This window comes from Nocardia sputi (genome assembly GCF_023501985.1).
Map to the genome: position 1 here is coordinate 319,287 of NZ_JAMFLC010000001.1, position 21,804 is coordinate 341,090.

Annotated in this window: 21 protein-coding genes; 5 read left to right on the forward strand and 16 right to left on the reverse strand. The window is 68.7% G+C overall.

What is annotated here, in order from left to right:
• Window positions 1–470: 470 nt before the first annotated feature.
• Together M8859_RS01645 and M8859_RS01650 are read right to left on the reverse strand one after the other, a co-directional pair.
• Window positions 471–1,202: an acetoacetate decarboxylase family protein gene (locus tag M8859_RS01645; protein ID WP_159919914.1), complete on the reverse strand. Its 732-nt coding sequence runs from the start codon at window positions 1,200–1,202 to the stop codon at window positions 471–473.
• A gap of 142 nt (window positions 1,203–1,344) precedes the next feature.
• On the reverse strand, window positions 1,345–2,082 hold the full coding sequence (locus M8859_RS01650) for a TetR/AcrR family transcriptional regulator C-terminal domain-containing protein (protein WP_159919916.1): 738 nt from the start codon (window positions 2,080–2,082) through the stop codon (window positions 1,345–1,347).
• Between the two features lie 54 nt (window positions 2,083–2,136).
• Here M8859_RS01650 and M8859_RS01655 point away from each other — a divergent pair, with 54 nt between their 5' ends.
• The 3 genes from M8859_RS01655 to M8859_RS01665 all read left to right on the forward strand — a co-directional run bounded on the left by M8859_RS01655 (window position 2,137) and on the right by M8859_RS01665 (window position 4,966).
• Window positions 2,137–3,600, forward strand: coding sequence for an MFS transporter (locus M8859_RS01655; protein WP_249643630.1), 1,464 nt, complete (start codon window positions 2,137–2,139; stop codon window positions 3,598–3,600).
• A 123-nt stretch (window positions 3,601–3,723) separates the two neighbouring features.
• The gene (locus M8859_RS01660; RefSeq protein ID WP_159919918.1) at window positions 3,724–4,101 is read left to right on the forward strand and encodes a hypothetical protein; all 378 of its coding nucleotides are present in this window, start codon (window positions 3,724–3,726) and stop codon (window positions 4,099–4,101) included.
• Window positions 4,102–4,300: 199 nt separating this feature from the next.
• A complete protein-coding gene (locus tag M8859_RS01665) occupies window positions 4,301–4,966 on the forward strand; it encodes a chymotrypsin family serine protease (RefSeq protein WP_159919920.1) in 666 nt (221 codons plus the stop codon).
• Between the two features lie 47 nt (window positions 4,967–5,013).
• Here M8859_RS01665 and M8859_RS01670 read toward each other — a convergent pair whose 3' ends face one another.
• Complete coding sequence (locus M8859_RS01670) at window positions 5,014–5,700, reverse strand: FHA domain-containing protein (protein WP_159919922.1); 687 nt, start codon at window positions 5,698–5,700, stop codon at window positions 5,014–5,016.
• 281 nt (window positions 5,701–5,981) lie between these two features.
• Here M8859_RS01670 and M8859_RS01675 point away from each other — a divergent pair, with 281 nt between their 5' ends.
• Complete coding sequence (locus M8859_RS01675; RefSeq protein ID WP_249643631.1) at window positions 5,982–6,389, forward strand: GNAT family N-acetyltransferase; 408 nt, start codon at window positions 5,982–5,984, stop codon at window positions 6,387–6,389.
• 206 nt (window positions 6,390–6,595) lie between these two features.
• Here the strand turns inward: M8859_RS01675 and M8859_RS01680 are convergent, their stop codons facing one another.
• The 12 genes from M8859_RS01680 to M8859_RS01735 all read right to left on the reverse strand — a co-directional run bounded on the left by M8859_RS01680 (window position 6,596) and on the right by M8859_RS01735 (window position 20,065).
• Window positions 6,596–7,519: a tyrosine recombinase XerC gene (locus M8859_RS01680; protein ID WP_159919924.1), complete on the reverse strand. Its 924-nt coding sequence runs from the start codon at window positions 7,517–7,519 to the stop codon at window positions 6,596–6,598.
• A gap of 54 nt (window positions 7,520–7,573) precedes the next feature.
• Window positions 7,574–8,797 (reverse strand): DNA-processing protein DprA, encoded by a 1,224-nt coding sequence (gene dprA / locus M8859_RS01685; RefSeq protein ID WP_223512646.1) that lies wholly within the window; start codon window positions 8,795–8,797, stop codon window positions 7,574–7,576.
• Window positions 8,794–10,302 (reverse strand): YifB family Mg chelatase-like AAA ATPase, encoded by a 1,509-nt coding sequence (locus M8859_RS01690; protein WP_159919928.1) that lies wholly within the window; start codon window positions 10,300–10,302, stop codon window positions 8,794–8,796. Before M8859_RS01690 ends, dprA begins: the two co-directional genes overlap by 4 nt.
• Window positions 10,302–10,658, reverse strand: coding sequence for a YraN family protein (locus M8859_RS01695; protein WP_159919930.1), 357 nt, complete (start codon window positions 10,656–10,658; stop codon window positions 10,302–10,304). Before M8859_RS01695 ends, M8859_RS01690 begins: the two co-directional genes overlap by 1 nt.
• Window positions 10,659–10,759: 101 nt before the next feature.
• Window positions 10,760–11,065 carry a DUF2469 domain-containing protein gene (locus tag M8859_RS01700; RefSeq protein WP_011210678.1) on the reverse strand — a complete coding sequence of 102 codons (306 nt, stop codon included), beginning with the start codon at window positions 11,063–11,065 and terminating at the stop codon, window positions 10,760–10,762.
• 46 nt (window positions 11,066–11,111) lie between these two features.
• Window positions 11,112–11,918 (reverse strand): ribonuclease HII, encoded by an 807-nt coding sequence (locus M8859_RS01705; protein ID WP_321212474.1) that lies wholly within the window; start codon window positions 11,916–11,918, stop codon window positions 11,112–11,114.
• Between the two features lie 27 nt (window positions 11,919–11,945).
• Window positions 11,946–12,728, reverse strand: coding sequence for a signal peptidase I (lepB, locus tag M8859_RS01710; RefSeq protein WP_159919932.1), 783 nt, complete (start codon window positions 12,726–12,728; stop codon window positions 11,946–11,948).
• A 77-nt stretch (window positions 12,729–12,805) separates the two neighbouring features.
• The gene (gene rplS, locus M8859_RS01715) at window positions 12,806–13,147 is read right to left on the reverse strand and encodes a 50S ribosomal protein L19 (RefSeq protein ID WP_011210681.1); all 342 of its coding nucleotides are present in this window, start codon (window positions 13,145–13,147) and stop codon (window positions 12,806–12,808) included.
• A 233-nt stretch (window positions 13,148–13,380) separates the two neighbouring features.
• Window positions 13,381–14,301, reverse strand: a complete 921-nt coding sequence (locus M8859_RS01720) for a hypothetical protein (RefSeq protein ID WP_223512641.1) — start codon at window positions 14,299–14,301, stop codon at window positions 13,381–13,383.
• 26 nt (window positions 14,302–14,327) lie between these two features.
• Window positions 14,328–16,700, reverse strand: coding sequence for a Tex family protein (locus M8859_RS01725; protein ID WP_159920322.1), 2,373 nt, complete (start codon window positions 16,698–16,700; stop codon window positions 14,328–14,330).
• Between the two features lie 105 nt (window positions 16,701–16,805).
• On the reverse strand, window positions 16,806–18,428 hold the full coding sequence (locus tag M8859_RS01730; protein WP_195070566.1) for an AMP-binding protein: 1,623 nt from the start codon (window positions 18,426–18,428) through the stop codon (window positions 16,806–16,808).
• Window positions 18,429–18,430: 2 nt separating this feature from the next.
• Complete coding sequence (locus tag M8859_RS01735; RefSeq protein WP_159919934.1) at window positions 18,431–20,065, reverse strand: AMP-binding protein; 1,635 nt, start codon at window positions 20,063–20,065, stop codon at window positions 18,431–18,433.
• Between the two features lie 98 nt (window positions 20,066–20,163).
• On the opposite strand from M8859_RS01735, the gene M8859_RS01740 reads away from it, so the two are divergent.
• A complete protein-coding gene (locus M8859_RS01740) occupies window positions 20,164–21,015 on the forward strand; it encodes a helix-turn-helix transcriptional regulator (protein ID WP_236565249.1) in 852 nt (283 codons plus the stop codon).
• Window positions 21,016–21,088: 73 nt separating this feature from the next.
• Here the strand turns inward: M8859_RS01740 and trmD are convergent, their stop codons facing one another.
• The gene (gene trmD / locus M8859_RS01745; protein WP_159919938.1) at window positions 21,089–21,796 is read right to left on the reverse strand and encodes a tRNA (guanosine(37)-N1)-methyltransferase TrmD; all 708 of its coding nucleotides are present in this window, start codon (window positions 21,794–21,796) and stop codon (window positions 21,089–21,091) included.
• Window positions 21,797–21,804 lie beyond the last annotated feature (8 nt).

The following is a 21,804-nucleotide window of genomic DNA, read 5'->3' on the forward strand; positions in this document are numbered from 1 at the left end:
CCGGGATGCGGCGACGTTCCGGTGCACGGGATCACGCCGGACTGCACGGTGCTCACGGCACACCACGCTAGTGCGGATCGCGGCAACTCGCGGGACACCGTCGCCGACCGCGGGAACACGATCGATGTGGGGACGCACGCCGGACACCTCGCCACAGAAGGTTCGCTCGCCGCCGCGTTACGCGGATAGCTGATCGAAAGCCAGATCAGTCCCGGACCGCCCCGGATCAAGGCTCCAGTGGAGCACATGGAACGGCGCGCGTCTCGTGTTCGCTGGCCTATATCACGCAATCGGACCAGTTCGCAGCGCTTCTCCGCCGGGTAGCTCCGATTGGTGACGCTCACGGGCACCACTCCATAGCTGGTAGCGTTGGCAAATAATCAGCTACGTCAGCGTAACCGGCGCCACGGGACCCGTCCACGCTCCGCCCCGCCCGTGACCGGCTGGTTATGCGCGATTCGAGCGGGGTGTCAGATCACGATCGCGTTCTCGAACGTCATGGCCAGCCGCGCCACGGACGAGGACATCAGCGCGCGCCGCGGCAGGCCGAGCGACCGGAGTTCCGCGGCGATCTCGTGATCGCCGAGTTTCAGTTCCGCTCCGCCGACCCGCGCTCGCATGCCGGAAGGCCGCATTTCCCAGCGCGTACAACGGGTGACACCGTCGATGTGCGAGTAGGCGTCGAACGAGGAGGCGGCAGCGCGTCCGTTCGGGGTCGCGAACCCGGGCCGCACCCGGAGATCCGCGATCAGCCGCCCGTTCTGGTGCAGCGCGCCACTGCGCGTGCGGGCACCGTGGTCGACGACGAATTCGGCGAGTTCCTTGGGAAACCCCCAGATGCCGCGCCCGGCGGCCAGGGTGAAATCCCCGTCGACCGGCAGCCGGTGGATCAGTACGCCCGCACGCCCGGTCACCAGCGCCTTCGAATCACCGAAACGCTCCGCCGTTCCCGCGGTGTGGTGTCGCACCATGAACGAGACACCGAACTCGTTGTAAGGGCCGAGATCGCCGTCGACGTAGTCGACGAAGACCAGCGTGCACATCGCCCGCCCGCCGGGTAGCCGGAGGATTCGCAGCCCGGAGTAGTCGATGAGGCGTTGAGCCGACCCGGCAGGCACCAGGTAGGTGGCCATGAAGGCGTGCGCGAGCCGGATACGGACCGGCATGTGTATCTCACGACCGAGAACGGTGTGCGTGCTCACGTCGACGCCTTTCTGCGCATCGGCACGGGCGCGCCGGATCGCGTGTCCACTGGTCATGTATTGGAACACGTATCAGTTTATCGACGCAATGCACGTTTCCATGCGATTTCAGTCGCAAGGAACACGTTTCAATCTGATGGGCTCACTCCTCCGCGACACGAACCTCGGACGACTTCGGCGCGTTACGCAGGCGAGCTTCCAGGCCATCGAGGACGCACAGCAGGCCGAAGTCGAAGGCCATCGCGCGCGCGACCTCCGGGTCGGTCGGCACGGCCGCCTCATAGTCCGCGAGCATTTCGGGATAGTCGCCGGCCAGTTCGTTCATCACGCGCAGCATGCCGTCGGTGTCCATCTCGGCTCCCTGGGACGCCGCGTCCCAAGCGATTTCGGGAATCACCTGGCCGAGGACGAAACACATCACCGATCCGCTGGCCAGATAGATGTCCACACCCCGAAAACCCGCCTGGACGAACGCGCGGCGCAGCCGATCGCTCAGCCGCAGGGAATTCGGGCCGATACTGGGCAATCGCCCGACCAAGGACGCCACCCACGGATGCTCCCGGATGGTCGCGCGAAAGCTGTAGGCGAAGGTGGTCAGCAGTTCCCGCCAAGACGCCTGCTCGGGCTCCGGGGTCCGGACCATGCCCCAGAACTCGTCGAGCACCAGCTCCAGCAGCTCATCCTTGTTGGAGACGTGCCAGTAGAGACTGGTCGCTCCCGCACCCAGCTTCGCGCCGAGCTTGCGCATGCTCAGCGAATCCAGCCCTTCGGCATCGAGTATCTCGACCGCCGCGGCGATGATCTGCTCCCGGTGCAGCCCGGACGTCCTGGGCTGGCGCGGCTGCTTGGTCCATACCGACGAGAACTGCTGCTTGGTCACGACACGATCCTATATTCGCTCGCACACCGTTCGACTTTCTCGTACGCTGTGCGAGTGGAATCGAACGTTGTACGAGACCCCCGCCGGTGGTGGATCCTGGGGGTCCTCTGTCTTTCCTTGCTCGTGCTGATGCTCGACAGCACCGTGCTCAATCTCGCGATCCCGTCGCTGATCCGGGAGCTAGGCGCCACTCCGTCGGACGTGCAGTGGATTCTGGACGCCTACGTGCTGGTCTTCGCCGGTCTCCTGCTCACCGCGGGCAGCCTGTCCGACCGCTTCGGCCGGAGGCGAGCGCTGATCTGCGGGCTGGCCGTGTTCGGTGTGGCGTCGCTGGCCGCCGTACTGGCCACCGAACCGTGGCAGGTCGTGGCCGCGCGCGTCGCGATGGGCGTCGGCGGGTCGCTGCTGATGCCGTCGACCTTGTCGATCTTGATGACCACCTTCGCCGAGGACGAACGGCGTACGGCCATGGCGGCGTGGTCGACGGTCTCCATGGTCGGCATCGTCGCCGGACCGACGCTGGGCGGATTCCTGCTCCAGCACTACTGGTGGGGTTCGGTTTTCTTGCTCAACATCCCGGTGGCGGTTCTCGCGATCGTGGCGGCCGTCGTGCTGATGCCGGAGACCACCGGGGAGCAACGGCCGGTCGACCTGGTCGGCGTCGTGCTCTCGGTCGTGGCGCTGACCGCGACGGTCTACGTGATCATCGAGCGGGAATGGAACATTCCCGTGCTCGTGCTGGCCGCCGTCGCGGCGGCCGCGTTCGTCGTATGGGAGAGCCGGTCCGTCCATCCGATGCTGCCGTTGGCGGTGTTCCGCAGTCGCGACTTCACCGGCACCTGTTTCACCCTGCTGCTGATGGTGTTCGGGATGGGCGCGGTGATGCTGATGCTCACGCAGTACCTGCAGTTCGTGCTCGGCTACGGGCCGATGAAAGCGGGTCTGGCGCTGCTGCCGTACGCCGTGGCCGCGGCGGTCTGCAACGGCCTCGGCGCGACTCTCGGCAAAACGCTGAGCAACAAGACGCTCATCGTGTCCGGTCTGCTCGTCATGGGCGTGGCCTTCGGCATCCTCGCCCTCGCGACCGGCTATCTCTGGATTCTGGTCAGCATGCTCGTGATGGGCGTGGGCGGCGGTTTGGCGGGTCCGGCCGCCTACGCGGCGATCATGAGCGCGATCCCGCTGCAGCACGCCGGTGTCGGCTCCGCGATGAACGACACCATCCAGCAGGTCGGCATGGCGATCAGCATCGCCGTCCTCGGTAGCGTGCTGGCCGGTGTGTTCACCTCCCACATGCCCGCCGACGCGCCCGACATGGCGCGTGAATCCATCGGCGCCGCCTTCCAGCTCGGCTACATCGAGCCCGCCAAGGAGGCATTCACCGCCGCCATGTCCACCGGCGCGTGGATCAGCGCCGGATTCAGTATCGCGGCCGCCCTGCTCGGCGCGGGCCTGCTGCGGGCACGGCGACCGAAGCCGGCCGAACAGCCGGAGACCGTCCCGGTCGCGAACGCCTGACCGTGCCGGTGAGCCGTGACGGGCGCGTGCGCGTCATCCGCCCGTCACGGCGCAGCCGCCCCGGACGGTGGGCCTCCGGTTCGCGTCGAGTAGCGATGGCGACGCCTTCCCGGATCCCCCGGTATGAATGATTCCGACCCGGGGGTTGATGGTCTTGCGCGTGTCCTCCGAGCAAAGTTGAAGGTGTTCACATCTGACGGCCTTCAACAAACGAGGGCTAGTGAAAGCAATCAATCCTCTGGAGACATCATGACCACGAACAAAATGCGCGCAACGGCGGCGGCGGTAGCGCTCGCACCGATCATCGCACTCGGTTCAGGTTTTGCTTCCGCTGCCCCGGACGTATCCCCGGGACCAGTGGCGGATAATTCGACGCCGATCCCGGCGCAGGTCGAACCCGCGACGCTGGGCCTGGTTTGGCCGCTGGGTATTTTCTGTGCTCCTCTCCTGCTGCTTCCGCCGGTCGTCAACGCGGTGGCCGTATTCGTGTGCGCCGCCTGACCCGACTTCCGAGAAGGGAGCTGAGGACCAGGGCACGATGCGACTCGTCTCGGATCGTGTCGTAAGTGGCTCGCACATACCCTGACCGGGCTCTCCGTCGATGGGCCTGCCGATATGGCCGCCGGTCCACCGGCGCACCCGGTCAGGGAACTTCTGCGAATCAATCATGCGGCTCGGATAAGTGCGGTTGAATTACCGGATGGCCAAGTTCAGGAAACTCGTGAGCGCTGCCGCGGCACTCGCCGCAGGCACGGCGCTGTTCGGGGCGCCCGGGGCCGCACACGCCGAGTCTCCGTCCGTTCTGGGCGGCGGCTCGGGCATCGTCGTCGGCGGTCAGAACATCTGCAGCCTCACCACTATCGGACGTGATTCCGGTGGCCGGTTGGTCGGATTCACCGCAGCGCATTGCGGTGAAGTGAACTCAACGGTCGTGGCCGAATCCAACCGGGACGCCGGCGCCGTCGGCACTGTCGCCTATGCCGACAGCGGTTTGGACTATGCCGTGATCGTGTTCGATCCGGAAATGGTCGTGCCGGTCAATCAGGTGGGCGGTACGACGATCACCGATCTGGGCGGTCCCGCCCAATCCGGGGACTTCGTCTGCAAGGAAGGCCGGACAACCGGGCGGACCTGCGGGCCCGCCTATGGCAATGTCTTCACGGCCGGCAATGCGACCTGGACGCAGACGTGTGTCGTCGAGGGCGATTCGGGCGGGCCGGTAGTGGTCGGGACCACCCTGGTCGGCATGGTCAACGGCTACCTGGTCGTACCGTGCCTCGGACCGCAACTCGGAACCGACTTCAGCGCGGTCGTCGCCGACGCGAACGCTCGCGGCGAGGCAGGGGCCGGTTTCCAACCGATTTGATCGGACACACCGGTGCCCCGATCCCGCATCCGGTCCGGCCGAATCCTTTACCTCTCCTGATCTGTGACAACGCCGAATTCGATGGCGCGTTCGACCAGGAACAGCCGCTTTTGGTTCGGGGGTAAGGCTTCGACCCGGAATATCCGGAACAGCGCTCGCATATGCGTCTTGACCGTCGAGATACTCAAGCACAAATCGTGTGCGATCTGGCTGTTGGAGGCGGGGTACGCATACCCGTTGCGCGCGTCGTAGGGTCGGCACAGCGCCTCGAGGACCATATGCTGAGCCGGGGTCAGTGAATCGCGATTCGGCAGTGGTGAATGGGCAAGCGTCATCTCCTCGTCGGAGGATGACGCGGCCTTGAAGACGAATACCGATCGCCCCACCCGAATGGTGTCGCCGGAGTCGAGTTTCCGCCGCCCGCCGACGCGTTCACCATTGACGAATGTCCCATTCTTCGACAGCCCGTCGTCGACGATGACCCAGCAACCGCCCACCCGCTCGATAATGGCGTGCAAACGGGAGACGGTCACGTCGGTCAGGGCGATATCGGCGGCGGCGGACCGCCCGATGGTCACTTTCGACACTCCCCCGTCCAGAGAAATCTCGCGCGCCGTTTCGGGGCCGACGGGCTTGGAGGTAGTGGAAATGGCGGCGGACTGCCGCCACGCGGTCTGCCCTGCCAATGGGTATGTTCCGCGATGCAGGGCCTGTGGTCCGCTGAACGTAGACATCGTTCGTTTTCCCATCGAAGTACGTCGTGAACTGCGGGCACCGATTCGCTCTCTTCAGGGTGCGCCTCTTCGGCGGTGATCACATACGGTTTCGCCTACTTCGATGCCTGACCGGGACGTGCGGCCATCGACTGTGCGCCCGCAGCGAAAGGCGGATCAGGATGGTCGGATGAGCGTCATGATCCGACCGCGGACCGGCACCGACCTCGACGCCTGCGTCGCGGCCTTGCGCGAGGTCCACGACGTCGACCGATATCCGGAACTCTGGCCCACGGACCCCGGTGGGTTGGCTGTCGCCGCCCAAGCTCCTCGCGGCCGTTGTCGCCGAACGCGACGGGATGGTCATCGGGCATATCGGTCTCGGCGTGAGCGGCCGAACACCGCAAGCGGTGCGGGATGCGGTCGGCACGGCGGCTGTCGTCTCGGTGATCCGGCTGTTCGTGGTCCCGGGTGCGCGTCGGACCGGAGTGGGCGCGCGCTTGCTGGCGGCGGCGGTCGGCGTAGCCGAGAGCCGTGGGCAGCGGACAGTGCTCACCGTGGAGTCCGGCAGCGCTGCGGCGATCGCGATGTACGAGCGGAGTGGGTGGCTGCGCGTGCACAGCGGATCCGGCGGTTGGTACACGGCGAACGGGCAAGAGGCTCGGGTGCACTACTACGTCAGCCCGTCAAGGCACGGATCGTCATGGTGAACCGCGACCGACGCACTGTCCTCCGCCTTGCTCGGGCGGTGCGGCGCCTTCGAGCTAGCATCCGCGCGCGGTCGGTGGAGGCAGGGTGCGCTCGTACGCCGTTGCCCTAGACGGCTTCTTCTGGCCCAGGCGTATGGCTCGTCGTCGGCCTCGTCGTTGGGATGGGACGAGGCGCCCGGCGCGTGCCATGCGGTCGGCCGGCTGCGTCAGGCGCGAGGGTGGGCCTGGTCGTGCACCTTCTTGAGGCGGTCGATGGAGACGTGTGTGTAGAGCTGGGTGGTGGCCATACTGGCGTGGCCGAGGAGTTCCTGGACCACACGCAGATCCGCTCCCCCCTCGAGGAGGTGCGTCGCGGCGGTGTGCCGCAAACCGTGCGGACCCATGTCCGGTGCACCGGGGATGGCTGAGACCACCTCGTGCACAACGGTTCTGGCCTGACGCTGATCGAGGCGTCTGCCGCGGCGACCGAGCAGCAGCGCTCGACCGGATTCCGCGGTGGCGAAGGCCGGGCGCCCGTAGCGCAGCCAGTTGCCGACCGCCTCGTCGGCGGGCGCGCCGAACGGCGCCGAGCGCTCCTTGTTGCCCTTGCCGAGCACACGCACCACGCGCCGTTCGCGGTCCACGTCCTCGATATCCAGCCCGCACAACTCGCTGACCCGGATGCCGGTGGCGTACAGCAATTCCACGATCGTCCGATCGCGCAGTGCCATCGGATCACGCTGGGCAGCGCCGGATTCCGCCGCATCCATGGCGCCCAGCGCCTGTTGGCGACCGAGCACGGCGGGAAGGACGCGATGGGCCTTCGGCGAACCCAAGCGCAGTCCCGGATCGGCGGGCAACCGGCCGGTCGCGGTAAGCCAGGCGGTGAACGTGCGCGCCGAGGACGCCCGCCGGGCCAGGGTCGTTCGCGCCGCGCCCACCGCCGCTTGCCGTGCCAGCCACGACCGCAGCAATAACAGGTCCAGCTCGCGGATCGCCGAATCGGCCGACCGCGAGTACAGATGCTCCAGCAGCGATCGCGCATCCCCCAAGTAGGCGCGCACAGTGTGCTCCGAGCGGTTGCGCCCGAGGCGCAGATGCCTGCCGTACTCCACCAGCAGCGCTTCCAGATCTTCGGGCAGCTCCTCCATCCTTCCACCGTCCCGACCCGCGCCCCCGATGGCAAGCCCCCGCGCCGGACGCGCTCATGCGCGGTGAGCCCCTCGCCGCCAACCGCTTTCGTCGCCGACCACCAGATCCGCCAATTCGAGGGCAGACAGCGCCGCACAAACCACCGGAAGGGGCAACGCGCACTGTCTGGACAGCTCCAGCGGCAACCGCGAACCGACCCGTGGGAGCGCGGCGAAAATCAGCGCCTCGTCGCCGGTCAGCCGACTTTCCGGATCGGCGGCCGCCGCCGCTGCGGGAAGCGACAGCCGTAACGGCCCCGCCTCGTCGACGACTTCCTCGGCCCGGGTCACCAGGAGAGCTTCGCCGTCGCGGATCATGCGATGGCAGCCCACCGAAGCGGCCGAGGTCACCGGGCCCGGCACGGCCAGGGCGGGACGGCCCATGCGGCGGGCCCATTTGACGGTGTTGCGCGCGCCGCTGCGCAACCCTGCCTCGACGACGAGCACACCGTCGGCGAGGGCGGCGATCAAGCGATTCCGCGCGAGGAATCGGTATTTCTGCGCGGTCACCCCAGGCGGATATTCGCTGACCACCAAGCCGGATTCGGCTATGTCGACCAGCAAGCGCTCGTGCTGCACCGGATAAGGCCGGTCGATGCCGCAGGCCAGCACGGCGATCGTGAGGCCGTGCACCGCCAGCGCCGCCCGGTGCGCCATGCCGTCGACCCCGAACGCCGCCCCGGAGACGATGGTCCACCCCTGCGCGGCCAGGTCGCCCGCGATCTCCCCCGTGACTCGATTGCCGTACCCGGTACTGCACCGCGCCCCGACCACCGCCACCGCGCGTTCGCTGGCCTCCAGCAGCGAGCGTGGGCCGCGCACCCACAGCACGAGCGGTACGGCGCCGTCGCGGTCCCGGCCCGGCTCGAGCTGCGCGAGGCCCAGCATGCGCCAGGCGGGCCATTCCGGGTCGTCCGGTGTCACCACGCGCCCGCCGATCCGCTCGATGGTCTCGATATCCCGCTCCGCGACATCACTATGGCGCCGCTGCGCCGTCGGCCCGCGCAGCGCTTCGGGCAGCGCGCACTCCCGCACGGCACGCGCGGCTTCGACCACCCCGACCGACTCGATAAGCGCCGACAGCGGCGCACACGGCCCCTGCACCACCCTCGACAGGTAGACCCACGCCAGCCGCCGGGCGTCGAGTTCGCCGGACGGCGACCCGGAATCCGACGCCGGCGCGTCGACCACCCCAGCCGCCTCCGCCGCCGTGCCTTCGGTCGGCATCGTCGTGCTCATTGCGCACCCCGCTGACGAAAATTCAACGCGGCCAGCACATCCTGCGCTGCGGGCAGTTCGCCGCCGCGCAGATCGCAGATGGTCCACGCGACCCGGATGGCCCGGTCCGCGCCGCGCGCGGACATGCGACCGAGACGCAGAGCGGCCTCGACCGGAGCGAGCGATTCGCGTGGTAACCGGAACCGCTGGCGCAAGATGTGACCGGGCACTTCGGCATTGGTGAGCCACCCGTACTCGCGCCAGCGCTCAGCCGCGGCGCGCCGCGCGATGGCGACCCGGCTGCGGACGACTTCGCTGCTCTCGGCCTCGTCGGTGCTGAATGCGGCACCGGACTGCCCGTGCATCCGCACCCAGATGTCGATCCGATCCATCAGCGGCCCGGACAGCTTGCCCAGGTAGCGCCGGCGAGCCAGCGGCGCGCAGATGCAGTCGACATCGCGAGCCGGGGCGCACGGGCACGGGTTCGCCGCCAGCACGAGCTGAAAACGGGCCGGGTAGCGCGCGACACCGTCGCGGCGGGCGATGCGCACTTCCCCTTCCTCCAACGGCGTTCGCATCGCCTCCAGCACCTTCGTGCCGAGTTCGGCGCATTCATCGAGAAACAGCACGCCGCGGTGGGCCCGGCTGACCGCGCCCGGCCGGGCGGTCCCCGAACCGCCGCCGATCATCGCGGTCACCGAGGTCGAGTGATGCGGGGCGACGAACGGTGGCGCGGTGATCAACGGGTGGTCACCGGCGAGCGTGCCCGCCATGGAGTGGATCGCGGTCACCTCCAGCGCCTCGATCTCCGTGAGCGGTGGCAGGAGACTCGGAAGCCGTTGCGCCAGCATCGTCTTACCGATGCCGGGCGGCCCGGTGAGCAGCAGATGGTGCCCGCCCGCCGCGGCCACCTCCAATGCCCAGCGAGCTTCGTCCTGCCCCACCACCTCGCTCAGATCGCCGCTCTGCCGCACGGCGTCCGGCAGATCGCCGTCCGGCTCGTCGAGCGTGCCTTCGCCGCGCAGCCAGGCAACGACACCGCGCAGGCTGCGTGCCCCGAAGACCTCGATCCCCTCGACCAGCCCGGCCTCGGCCATGGTCACCGCGGGCACCACGACGGTCGACCAGCCCGCGTTGCGCGCCGCGAGCACGGCGGGCAGGACGCCACGCACCCGCCGCACTCGCCCGTCGAGCGCGAGTTCACCGAGCAGTACCGTCTTCGCGAGCCGCTCGGAGGGGACCGAGCCCGACGCGTCCAGCACCGCGACCGCCAGCGCCAGGTCGTAGACGCTGCCCAGCTTCGGCAAGGTCGCGGGCGACAGCGCGAGAACCACCCGGCCGTCGGGCCACTTCTCCCCCGAGTTCGCCACCGCGGAGCGGACCCGATCACGCGATTCCTGCAACGCGGTATCGGGCAGCCCGACCAGGTGAACGGAGGGCAGGCCCTGCCCGATATCCGCCTCGATCTCGACGAGCAGACCGTCGACACCGGTGACCGCGACCGAATGCGCCCGCCCGAGAGCCATCAGAACACCGCCTCGAGATGATCGATGACCGGTGCGCGACCGTGCGCAACCAGCACCGACACCACATCGAACCGGATGCGGCGCCACGGCCCGTCCTGCTCGGCCAGCCACAGCAGGGCCAGCCGCCGGATCCGCTGCTGCTTGGCGAAGGTGACCGACTCGGCGGGCGTGCCGTACCCGAGACCGGAACGCGTCTTGACCTCCACGAACGCGGTCACGTCCCCGTCCAGGACGATCAGATCCAGCTCGCCGTATCGGCAACGCCAGTTCCTGGCGACGATCTCCATCCCCGCGGCGCACAGAAACTTCGCCGCCAGTTCCTCCCCGCGCGCCCCGAGCGCCTGTTTGTCAGTCACCCGGCCAGCGTGCGCCGGGACCGCGTCAGGTCAGCGCCGCCGACCTGGGAAAACAGAAAACCTGTTGATAACCGAGTCGCTGTGGAGAACTCCGCGGCCGCTCACTCCGGCAGCCGCAGATCCGGCTTCTCCAGCTCCTCGATGTTGACGTCCTTGAAGGTGATGACCCGCACGTGCTTGACGAAGCGAGCCGGGCGGTACATGTCCCACACCCACGCATCGCTCATCCGCACCTCGAAATACACCTCGCCGTCCGCGTTCTGCGGCCGCAGCTCCACGGAATTGGCCAGGTAGAAGCGGCGCTCGGTCTCCACCACGTACGAAAACTGACCGACGATGTCCTTGTACTCGCGATACAGCGAGAGCTCCATCTCGGTTTCGTACTTCTCGAGGTCCTCGGCACTCATCGGGTGGGACGTCCTCCTTCTCGCCGCATCGCGTCGTGTGATGACATCATCGCGCATGCGCTGCGTCGGTAGCCACTCGGCCAGCCGTACGCTCATTCGGAAACTGCTCGGACAGCGCTTCGTCCAGTCCGCCCGCGAGCACCGCGTCCGCGTCGTCGGCCACCGCCGCGACCGGCCGCAGTCCCGCCGCTTCGCGCACGTTGCGCCAGGAGCGCCGGTGCTCACTGCTGGGACCGAGACGTCGCAACGCGGCGGTGTGCTCGGGCGTGTTGTAGCCCTTGTGGGCGGCGAAGCCGTAGCCGGGGAATCGCTGGTCCAACTCGACCATGATCCGGTCCCTGGTGACCTTCGCCAGGATGCTGGCCGCCGCGATGCACGCCGCCGCACCGTCGCCGCCGATCACCGGCAGCGAGGGCACCGGGATGCCGGGCACCCGGAAACCGTCGGTCAGCACGTAGCCGGGCGTCCGGCCGAGCCCGGCCACGGCGCGGCGCATTCCTTCGATATTGGCGACATGGATGCCGATCGAGTCGATCTCCCAGGCCGGGATGATCACGACCTGATAGGCCAGCGCCAGACGGACGATCACCGGATACAGCTCTTCGCGAGTGGCCTCGGTGAGCTTCTTGGAGTCGTCGAGGCCTGCCAGCTTGTCGTACGCCTTCGGGGCCAGCAGACACGCCGCGACCACGAGCGGTCCCGCGCAGGGACCGCGGCCCGCCTCGTCGACGCCGGCGACCGGCCCCAAGCCACTGCGGATCAATGCCGCCTCGAGCGTGCGCAGCCCTGCGGCCCTGCGCATCACCACGCGCGGCGGCCAACCGTTACCCACCGGCACTCGACCTTGCCCCACCCTCCGATTATCCTGCGCCCCGACCGATCAGTTCTGCTGGGGATTCTCCGAACTCACCGGTCCGATCCGGCCGGGCGGCCAGATCTTGAACACCGCCTTGCCGCGGATGTTGTCCACGGGGATGGTGCCCTGCAGCTCGTCGTTGATATGGGCGCGGGAGTCGGCCGACTGGTTGCGGTTGTCGCCCATCACCCACAAGTGCCCCTCGGGCACCTTCACGGGCTTGAACTCGCGTCCGCCACCGGCGCCATACGGCTGGCCCGGCACGTACGGGGCGAGGTAGCGGGCGTAGGGCTCGTCCAGCGGCTTGCCGTCCACGATGACCCGGCCCTGCGGATCGCAGCACTCCACGGTCTGACCGCCGACCGCGATCACTCGCTTCACCAAGTCGTTCTCGTCCGGCGGCACCAGGCCGAAGAACGAGAAGAAGTTCTGCACGCCGCGGATGGCGGGGTTGTCCGAGCGGATCGACTTGTAGTGGGTGTTCCAGGAGGGCGGGCCGACGAACACGACCACGTCGCCCGGTTGCGGATCACCCCAGTAGTAGGTCAGCTTCTGCACGTAGATGCGGTCGCCGGTGCATCCGGCGCACCCGTGCAACGTGGTTTCCATCGACTCCGACGGAATCACGTACGGCCGTCCGACGAAGGTGACCATCAGCGCGGCGATCACCGCCGCGATCACGATGAGGATCGGCAATTCCTGCCAGAACGGCCGCTGCTTCTTCTGCGACCGCCGCTTTGCGCGACCCGACCGCCTACCCTCGTCGCCCGATTCGGACACCGACACCGACCCACTTTCGTCTGCCACGCCGAACAGATTAGCCCGGCAGCGAAACCGAGGTCCGATGCCGGGCTGAGGAAGATCTGTTGAGCCGAAGAGCTAGCTCAGCGCTTTTCCTTGATCTTGGCGGCCTTGCCGCGCAGGTCGCGCAGGTAGTACAGCTTGGCGCGGCGGACATCACCGCGGGTCACGACATCGATGTGGTCGATGTTCGGGCTGTGCACCGGGAAGGTGCGCTCCACGCCGACACCGAACGACACCTTGCGGACCGTGAAGGTCTCGCGGATGCCACCGCCCTGGCGGCGGATCACGACGCCCTTGAAGACCTGGATGCGCTCCTTCGAGCCTTCGATGACCTTCACGTGCACGTTCAGCGTGTCGCCCGGCCGGAAGTCGGGGACGTCGCTGCGCAGCGACTTTTCGTCGACGAAGTCAAGGGTGTTCATTTTCATCCTTCTGGTTCGCGCGAACAGAGGACCCTGGCGGCACTGTGCGTGCTCGGCCGGTTCATGCTCCGATTAAGGGGGTGCGCCGGGTCGACAACCACCCAGGGCAACCTGAGCATTGTGCCAGATCGGCGCGACGCGGAAGAAATCGGCCCGCAGCGGCGGCGCGTCGGTGCTCCTTCACGGTACGCCCGGCACGGTGCACGGCCACGGCGAACCGCGGGCGGCCCTTCTCAGTGGTTCTGTTCGCCGGAGATCGCGTCCTGGGCGGGCGGGGGGCCAGGAGTATGCAGCGGACCGTGATCGGGGTGCCAGAGCGAATGGTGCCGGTGCGGAGCGGGCGGAGCGGGCACCACCGTGCGGGTGAGTTCCGCTTCCGCCGCCGTGCGGACGTGCTCGACGTCCGGTTTCCCCGCGACCAGATCCTGGACGAAGATCTTGGCTCGGATCACCGGGCGGCGATATCGCCGTTCCCGGACGATGGCGCGGTACATCAGGCGCCTGCGGTCGGCGTAACGCCAGCGCGCCCAAGGCGCGCCGGGACGACTCAGCCGCAGCGCGCCGACGAACAGCAGCGGCAGGAAGAACATGCCGAACAGGCCGGTCCAGATCTTTCCTTTGGCGATCACGATCGCGGCGAGCCCGAGGTTGACCACGGCGAACACGACGACGAACAGGCGGACCTCGATGCTCGGATCGCGCCGGAAGTCGTTGATGTCCAGCATCCACAGCGGATGGAAGCCGAGCAGCAGCAATCCCGTCACCGCGAGCGCGACGAACACCGCGTCCACCGACGTGCGGCCCTGTTCCTCCCAATACACGTCGCGCAGGTAGAAGATCAGCGCGAATTCGTCGAGGACCAGCGCGGCGCCCACGCCGAAGACGGCCGCGAGGACGCTGGCCGTGGTCGTGTCGGCGCTCTGGTATTCGGTGACCATGCCGATGCCCGAGGCGAGCACGAGGATCACGCCGAACACCATGTGGTGGATGTGGGTGTCACCGGCCCGCAGGTTGCCCGGCCACCAGCGCACCCGTGCGCGGATCATGCGGACGCTGAGGCGGATGAACAGGAATCCGACGATGAAGCCGAGCAGGAAGCACAGCAACGGCAGCCGCCCTTGGGCGATCACGTCCTCTTGGAGCCACCGTCGCATGCCGCTACTCCCTCCCGCGCACCGGACTACTGACCGAAGCCCGCCCTGCGCAACGCGTCCGCCATGGCGCCGCTCGGTGCGGGGGCGTTGCGGCGCTGGTTGCCGCCGCGCCCCTGCGCTTGACCACGGCCCTGGCCCTGCTGCTTGTTCTGACCGCTCTGCCGCTGCCGCGGCTCGCCTCCGCCTGGTCGGCCGCCCTGGCCGCGCTGCCGGTTGTCGCCGCCCTTCGCGGGCGTGCCTGGCTCGTCGTCCAGGCGCAGGGTCAGCCCGATGCGCTGGCGCGCCACGTCCACCTCGAGCACCTTCACCTTGACCACGTCGCCGGACTTGACCACGTCGCGCGGGTCCTTGACGAAATTGTGCGACATGGCCGAGACGTGCACCAAGCCGTCCTGATGCACGCCCACGTCGACGAACGCGCCGAATGCCGCCACGTTCGTCACCACGCCCTCGAGCACCATGCCCGGTTTCAGGTCGGCGACCTTCTCCACGCCCGCGGCGAACTCGGCGGTCTTGAACTCCGGCCGTGGGTCGCGGCCCGGCTTCTCGAGCTCGGCGATGATGTCGGTGACGGTCGGGACACCGAAGCGCTCGTCGGTGAAGTCCCCGGCGCGCAGCGAGCGCAGCACCGTGGTGTTGCCGATGACCTCCGCGACGGGGCGGCCGGTCGATTCGAGGATGCGCCGGACCACCGGATACGCCTCCGGGTGCACCGCGGAGGTGTCCAGCGGATCGTCGCCGCCGCGGATGCGCAGGAAGCCCGCGCACTGCTCGAACGCTTTCGGCCCCAGGCGCGGGACGTCCAGCAGCGCGGTCCTGCTGCGGAAGGGCCCGTTCTGGTCCCGGTGCGCCACGATGCTCTCCGCCACCGAGCCCGCGATGCCGGAGACCCGGGACAGCAGCGGCACGGAAGCCGTGTTCACGTCGACGCCGACCGCGTTCACCGCGTCCTCGACCACCGCGCCGAGCGAGCGGGCCAGCAGCGATTCGGACACGTCGTGCTGGTACTGGCCGACGCCGATGGACTTCGGGTCGATCTTCACCAGCTCGGCCAGCGGGTCCTGCAGCCGCCGCGCGATCGACACCGCGCCGCGCAGCGACACGTCCAGGTCGGGAAGTTCCTGCGAGGCGTAGGCCGAGGCGGAGTACACCGAAGCGCCCGCTTCCGACACCACGATCTTGGTGGGCTTGTTCTCCGGGATGCGCGAGATCAGCTCGGCGGCAAGGGCATCGGTCTCGCGCGAGGCGGTGCCGTTGCCGATGGCGATGAGTTCCACGCCGAACCGGGCGACCAGCGCGCCGAGCACCGCCAGCGACTTCTCGGTCTGGCCCTGCGGTTTGTGCGGGTAGATCACTTCGGTGGCGACCACCTTGCCGGTGGCGTCGACCACCGCGACCTTCACGCCGGTGCGGTAGCCGGGGTCCAGGCCCATGGTCGTGCGGGTGCCCGCGGGTGCGGCGAGCAGCAGATCGCGCAGATTCGTGGCGAATACGTCTACCGCGTCCTTCTCCGCCGCCTGCCGCAGGCGCATCCTGGTGTCGATGCCGAGGCTGACCTGCAGCTTGGTCCGCCAAGCCCAGCGCACGGTGTCCAGCAGCCAGGAATCGGCCCGGCGGCCCCGGTCGGCGATGCCGAAGCGGGCGGCGATGCGGCCCTCGTAGATGGTGCGCTCGCCCGGCTGCGGCTCCTCGGTGTCCGGCTCGAGGTGCAGGGTGAGCACCTCTTCCTTCTCCCCGCGCAGCAGAGCGAGGATGCGGTGGGAGGGCAGCTTGTCGAACGGCTCGCTGAACTCGAAGTAGTCGGCGAACTTCGCGCCCGCCTCCTCCTTGCCCGGGCGCACGGTCGAGGTGACCTGCCCGCGGTTCCACATCAGTTCGCGCAGCTCGCCGACCAGGTCGGCGTCCTCGGCGAAACGCTCGACCAGGATGGCGCGAGCGCCGTCGAGCTGCTCGGCGGTGTACTGCGCCGGATCGGTGTTCGGGTCCTGGATCAGGGCGTCGGCCACCGGCTCGTGCCCTGCCTCGCGGGCGATCTGCGCCTTCGTGCGCCGCTTCGGCTTGTACGGCAGGTAGATGTCCTCGAGGCGGGCCTTGGTCTCGGCGAGCAGGAGCTGCTGGTGCAGGGCGGCGTCGAGTTTGCCCTGGGCGCGGATCGATTCGACGATCGCGGCGCGGCGCTCGTCGAGTTCCCGCAGGTAGTGCAGACGTTCGTCGAGCAGGCGCAGCTGCGCGTCGTCCAGCCCGCCGGTGACCTCCTTGCGGTACCGGGCGATGAACGGCACCGTCGAGCCCGCGTCGAGCAGCTCGACGGCGGCGCGTACCTGGGTCTCGCGCACCGCGAGTTCCTCGGCGATGCGACGGTTCACGCTGGCTGGGCCCGCGGTGTCGGAGCGCGGCACGGCGGGGTTGGACTCTGCACTGGCAGTCTCGGGCGCTGTCGTCACGTCGGAGACACTACCGTCGCCGCCTGACAGGCGATCCACACCCAGGTGAACCTCCCCACATCAGTCCTCGCCCGGTCCCAGCAGTCGCCGGGACTGCTCCCGCATCTCGGTCTTGCGGATCTTGCCGGTGACCGTCATCGGGAATTCCTCGACCACGTGCACGTAACGAGGAATCTTGAAGTGCGCCAGCTTGCCGGTGGCGAACTCGCGCACGGCCGCCGCGTCCAACGGCGTTGCGCCCTCGCGTATCCGGACCCAGGCCATCAACTCCTCGCCGTACTTCGCATCCGGCACGCCGATCACCTGTGCGTCCAGGATGTCGGGATGGGTGTAGAGGAATTCCTCGATCTCGCGCGGGTAGATGTTCTCGCCGCCGCGGATGACCATGTCCTTGATCCGGCCGGTGATGGCCAGGTACCCCGCGTCGTCCATCACGCCGATGTCGCCGGTGTGCATCCAGCGGGCGGCGTCGACGACCTCGGCGGTCTTGTCCGGATCGTCCCAGTATCCGAGCATCACCGAGTAGCCACGGGTGCACAGCTCGCCGGGTACGCCGCGTGGCACGGTGAGACCCGTTGCGGGATCGATGATCTTGACTTCCAGATGCGGCCCGACCCGGCCGACCGTTGCGGTGCGCCGGTCGAGGTCGTCGTCGCGACGGGTCTGGGTGCTGACCGGGGATGTCTCCGTCATGCCATAGCAGATGCAGACCTCGCGCATGCCCATCCGGTCGATCACCCGCTTCATCACCTCGACCGGGCACGGCGAGCCCGCCATGATCCCGGTGCGCAGCGTGGACAGATCCGCGGCGGCCGTGTCGAGTTCGGCGAGCATGTCGATGAACATCGTCGGCACGCCGTAGAGGGAGGTGCAGCGCTCGGCCTCGACCGCCGCAAGCGTGGCCTTCGGATCGAACGACGGCGCTGGGATCACGATGGCCGCACCGTGGCTGGTGCTCGCCAGGTTCCCCATCACCATGCCGAAGCAGTGGTAGAACGGCACGGGGACGCAGATCCGGTCTCGCTCGGTGTATCCGCACAGCTCACCGACGAAGTAGCCGTTGTTCAAGATATTGTGGTGGCTGAGCGTGGCGCCCTTCGGGAATCCCGTTGTTCCGGAGGTGTATTGGATGTTGATCGGGTCGTCGGCCGACAACTGCGCGCCCAGCGTGGCGAGCCGGTCGGCGTCGATCTCGGTGCGCGTCAGCGCTTCCCACCCGGCTGTGCCGAGCACGAGCACCTGCGCCAGTGCCGGGCAGTTCGGCCGGACCTGCTCGATCATCGCGACGTAGTCCGAAGACTTGAACCGCTCGGCGGCGACCAGCATCCGCACACCCGCTCGGCGCAGCACGTACTCCAGTTCGCCGGTGCGATAGGCGGGGTTGAGGTTGACCAGGATCGCGCCGATCTTCGCCGTGGCGTACTGTACGAGCAGCCATTCCGCGCAGTTCGGCGCCCAGATGCCGACCCGGTCTCCCTTGGCGATGCCCTGGCCTGCGAGTCCACAGGCCAGCGCGTCGACCGCGGCGCCGAGTTCGCGATAGGTCCAGCGCCGGCCGGTCGGGCGGTCCACCAGCGCTTCCCGATCCGGGAACGCCGCCACCGCGCGATCGAGATTACCGCCGATGGTGTCGCCGAGCAGCGGGACGTCGGACACGCCGGAGGCGTAGCTGGGCAGGGGCATCGTCACCGGGCACCGCCCTGCCGCAGCACGAACCGCTGCACCTTGCCACTGGGCGTCTTCGGCAGGCTCGGCACGAAATGAACCTTGCGCGGGTAGGCGTGCGCGGCGAACTTCTTCTTCACCAGGCTCTGCAATTCGGCTTCCAACGCGGGACCGCCCGTGGCACCGTCGCGCAGCACGACGAACGCTTCGAGCACTTCGCCGCGCAGCTCGTCCGGCATGCCGACCACGGCCGCCTCCGCGACCTGCTCGTGCAGCACCAGCACGCTCTCCACCTCGAACGGGCCGATGCGGTAGCCCGCCATGATGATCACGTCGTCGTCGCGGGCGGAGAAACGGAAGCAGCCGTCCGCGTCCTGAGAGCCCGCGTCGCCGGTCAGGTACCAGCGGCCGTCGGCGGTGTAACGCTGTGCGGTGCGTTCCGGAGCGTCGAGGTAGCCGAGGAACCACAGCAACGGGCTGCCTTCGGTGTCGATCGCGACCCGGCCCAGTTCTCCTGCCGGAGCCACGGTGTCGGCGTCGTCGGCGAGCACGGCGCAAGTCCATCCCGGCAACGCGCGGCCCATGGATCCCGCGGGAGTCTCGGTGTCGAGGTCCTCGTGCCAGGCGTTGCAGATGACCATGCCGTGCTCGGTCTGGCCGTAGTGGTCGCGCACGGCGACACCCAGGTACTCCACGGACCAAGCGACGACCTCGGGTGTCAGCGGCTCCCCCGCCGACGACGCGCGCCGCAACCGGGAGTGCACCGGCGGCGTGGCGCCATCGGCACGCAGCGCGCGATAGACCGTCGGTGCGGCGGCGAAGTTCGTGACGCCGAAGGTCTCCAGCACCTGCCAGGTCAGCGCGGCGGAGAAGCCCGCGTGCAGCAGGATGCTGCGGATGCCGGTGGCCAGCGGGGCGAGGATGGCGTAGTAGAGGCCGTAGGCCCAGCCCGGATCGGCCGCGTTCCAGAAGACGTCGTCGGGCCGGACGTCCAGCGCGAATTCCTGGTACGCGTGGAAGGAGGCGAGCGCGCGCAGCGGAATCGGGACACCCTTGGGCGTGCCGGTGGTGCCGCTGGTGAACAACTGGACGAGCAGTCCGTCGCCGCCCACCGCGACCGCGCGAGCGTGCGGGTGGGTGGCCGAGTGGGTGCCGAGCAGTTCGTCCATCCGCAGCGCCCCCTCGGGAGCCGCACCCCCGGCGACGATCAATCGCCAGGACGGGTTCGCGGGCAGATCCGGGCCGGGCGCCAGTTTCGGCGCCTGGTCGGCGTCGGCGATGACGACCGAAGCCCGGCTCGCCTCCAGCCGCAGGGCGATGGCGGGCGGCGCGAACGCGGTGAAGAGGGGAACGTGCACCGCCCCGCGGCGCCAGATGCCGAGCAGCGCGACCACGAGGTCCGCCGATTTCGCCATCAGCGTGGCGACCCGGTGGCCGGGTTCGACGCCGAGTCCGGCGAGCGCGGCGGCGAAGCGGGCGGAACGTTCGCGCAGTTCGCCGTAGGTGAGGTCGGTCGAGGACAAGTCGGCCTCGACAATGGTGAAGGCGACCCGGTCGGCCGGGTGCCGATCGCACAGCAGGTCCGCCGCCGATGCGTCACCGCTGTCGTAACAGTCCAGCAGTTCGCGCACCCGCCGATTCAGATCGGTGCCCATCTTCGTTCTCCTCGTTCTGTGATCCAGCGCAACCCGGGTGTGCAATAGGATGTGGGTCACACCCCGCTGCCCACTACCCCCGAAAAGGGGTGAGTCTCGTGACCCACACCGCTCTGCTGCGTCCGCGCGACGGCGACGCTCTGCGTGCCGAGATCCGGTGGGTGGCCGGCACAGCGGGCGTGCCGGTGGCGTTCGGTGGCGAAGTGCACGGCGACGCGCTGCTGCTGTCGGAATTCGTCGGCACGCTGACCAACGGCCTGCGCGGCCTGGCCGTCGTGCGGACGTCAGGACTTGGTGGCCGGGTGATGGATTCCGGACGTCCCGCCGCGGTCACCGACTATCGCCGCGCCTCCTCGATCACCCATGACTACGACGGGCCGGTCTCCGGCGAGGGCATCCGTTCCGTGCTCGCCGTCCCCGTGGTGGTGGACCGCCGTTCCCGCGCCGTCCTCTACGCCGCGACCCGTGGCGCGAGCCCGCTGGGTGATCGCACAGCGGATCTCGTCGTCCAGGCCGGGCGCCGCCTGGCCACCGAGATCGCCGTTCGCGACGAGGTCGACCGCCGCCTGCGCATGCTGGAACTGGCCACACCGGCGACCGAGACCGCACCGGCTGTCAGCGAGGAACTGCGCGACATCCACGCCGAACTCCGCGGCATGGCGCGCTCCGCCGAAGACGACCGGTTGCGCGGACGCCTGCATGCTGTGTGCGAACGACTGACCCGGGTCCTGGTCGGCGAGCCGCACCCCGACAGCCCGAAACTGTCCCGCCGCGAATTGGACGTCCTCTCCCAGGTCGCCCTCGGCTGTACCAATCAAGAAGCGGCGCAACGCCTCTCACTCGGCGCGGAGACCGTGAAGAGCTACCTCCGCAGCGCGATGGTCAAGCTCGACGCCCACTCCCGGCACGAAGCGGTGGTGGCGGCCCGCCGCCACGGGCTGCTGCCGTGAGGACGAAGTAGCCGCCGACCGGGTGACCGTCAGGGCTGACCCGGCATGGCCTCGAGCGCGGAGCGGTCCCCGCCTATCGCCCGGGGCCGTCGGCTGCGTCCTGCCCCGCGAGCAGGTCGGGGCGGCGTTCACGGGTCCGGGCGAGGGATTGCTCGCGCCGCCAGGCTGCCACCTTGGCGTGGTCGCCGGACAGCAGGATCGGCGGGACGTCGAGGCCGCGCCAGGAGACCGGGCGGGTGTAGCTGGGACCTTCCAGCAGACCGTCGGAGAACGAATCCTCCTGATGGGACTGCTGATTGCCGAGCACGCCGGGCAGCAGCCGGACCACGGCCTCGGCCATCACCAGCACCGCCGCCTCGCCGCCGATCAACACGTAGTCGCCGATGCTGACCTCCTCCACCCGCACTCGGCGGGCGGCGTCGTCGAAGACGCGCTGATCGATGCCCTCGTAGCGGCCGCAGGCGAAGACGAGATGTTCTTCCGCGGCCCAGCGGTGCGCGGTGGCCTGGGTGAACGGCACGCCCGCCGGGGTGGGGACCACGAGCAGCGCGTCATCCGGGCAGACCTCGTCGAGCGCGTCGCCCCACACGGTCGGCTTCATGACCATGCCCGGCCCCCCGCCGTAGGGCGCGTCGTCGACGGACTTGTGCACGTCGTGGGTCCAGCGACGCAGGTCGTGCACGGTGAGAGAGATCAGTCCCCGGTCGATCGCCTTACCGAGCAGTGCCGTGCGCAGCGGCTCCAGATACTCCGGGAAGATCGTGACGACGTCGAGTTTCATCCGTGTCT

Coding starts and splice junctions, on each gene's coding strand:
- M8859_RS01680 (WP_159919924.1), bottom strand. CDS start 7,519: ATGGAGGAGCTGCCCGAAGATCTGGAAGCGCTGCTGGTGGAGTACGGC.
- rplS (WP_011210681.1), bottom strand. CDS start 13,147: ATGAACACCCTTGACTTCGTCGACGAAAAGTCGCTGCGCAGCGACGTC.
- M8859_RS01660 (WP_159919918.1), top strand. CDS start 3,724: ATGAATGATTCCGACCCGGGGGTTGATGGTCTTGCGCGTGTCCTCCGA.
- M8859_RS01665 (WP_159919920.1), top strand. CDS start 4,301: ATGGCCAAGTTCAGGAAACTCGTGAGCGCTGCCGCGGCACTCGCCGCA.
- M8859_RS01700 (WP_011210678.1), bottom strand. CDS start 11,065: ATGAGTGCCGAGGACCTCGAGAAGTACGAAACCGAGATGGAGCTCTCG.
- trmD (WP_159919938.1), bottom strand. CDS start 21,796: ATGAAACTCGACGTCGTCACGATCTTCCCGGAGTATCTGGAGCCGCTG.
- M8859_RS01690 (WP_159919928.1), bottom strand. CDS start 10,302: ATGGCTCTCGGGCGGGCGCATTCGGTCGCGGTCACCGGTGTCGACGGT.
- dprA (WP_223512646.1), bottom strand. CDS start 8,797: ATGAGCACGACGATGCCGACCGAAGGCACGGCGGCGGAGGCGGCTGGG.
- M8859_RS01670 (WP_159919922.1), bottom strand. CDS start 5,700: ATGTCTACGTTCAGCGGACCACAGGCCCTGCATCGCGGAACATACCCA.
- M8859_RS01735 (WP_159919934.1), bottom strand. CDS start 20,065: ATGGGCACCGATCTGAATCGGCGGGTGCGCGAACTGCTGGACTGTTAC.
- M8859_RS01720 (WP_223512641.1), bottom strand. CDS start 14,301: ATGCGACGGTGGCTCCAAGAGGACGTGATCGCCCAAGGGCGGCTGCCG.
- M8859_RS01730 (WP_195070566.1), bottom strand. CDS start 18,428: ATGCCCCTGCCCAGCTACGCCTCCGGCGTGTCCGACGTCCCGCTGCTC.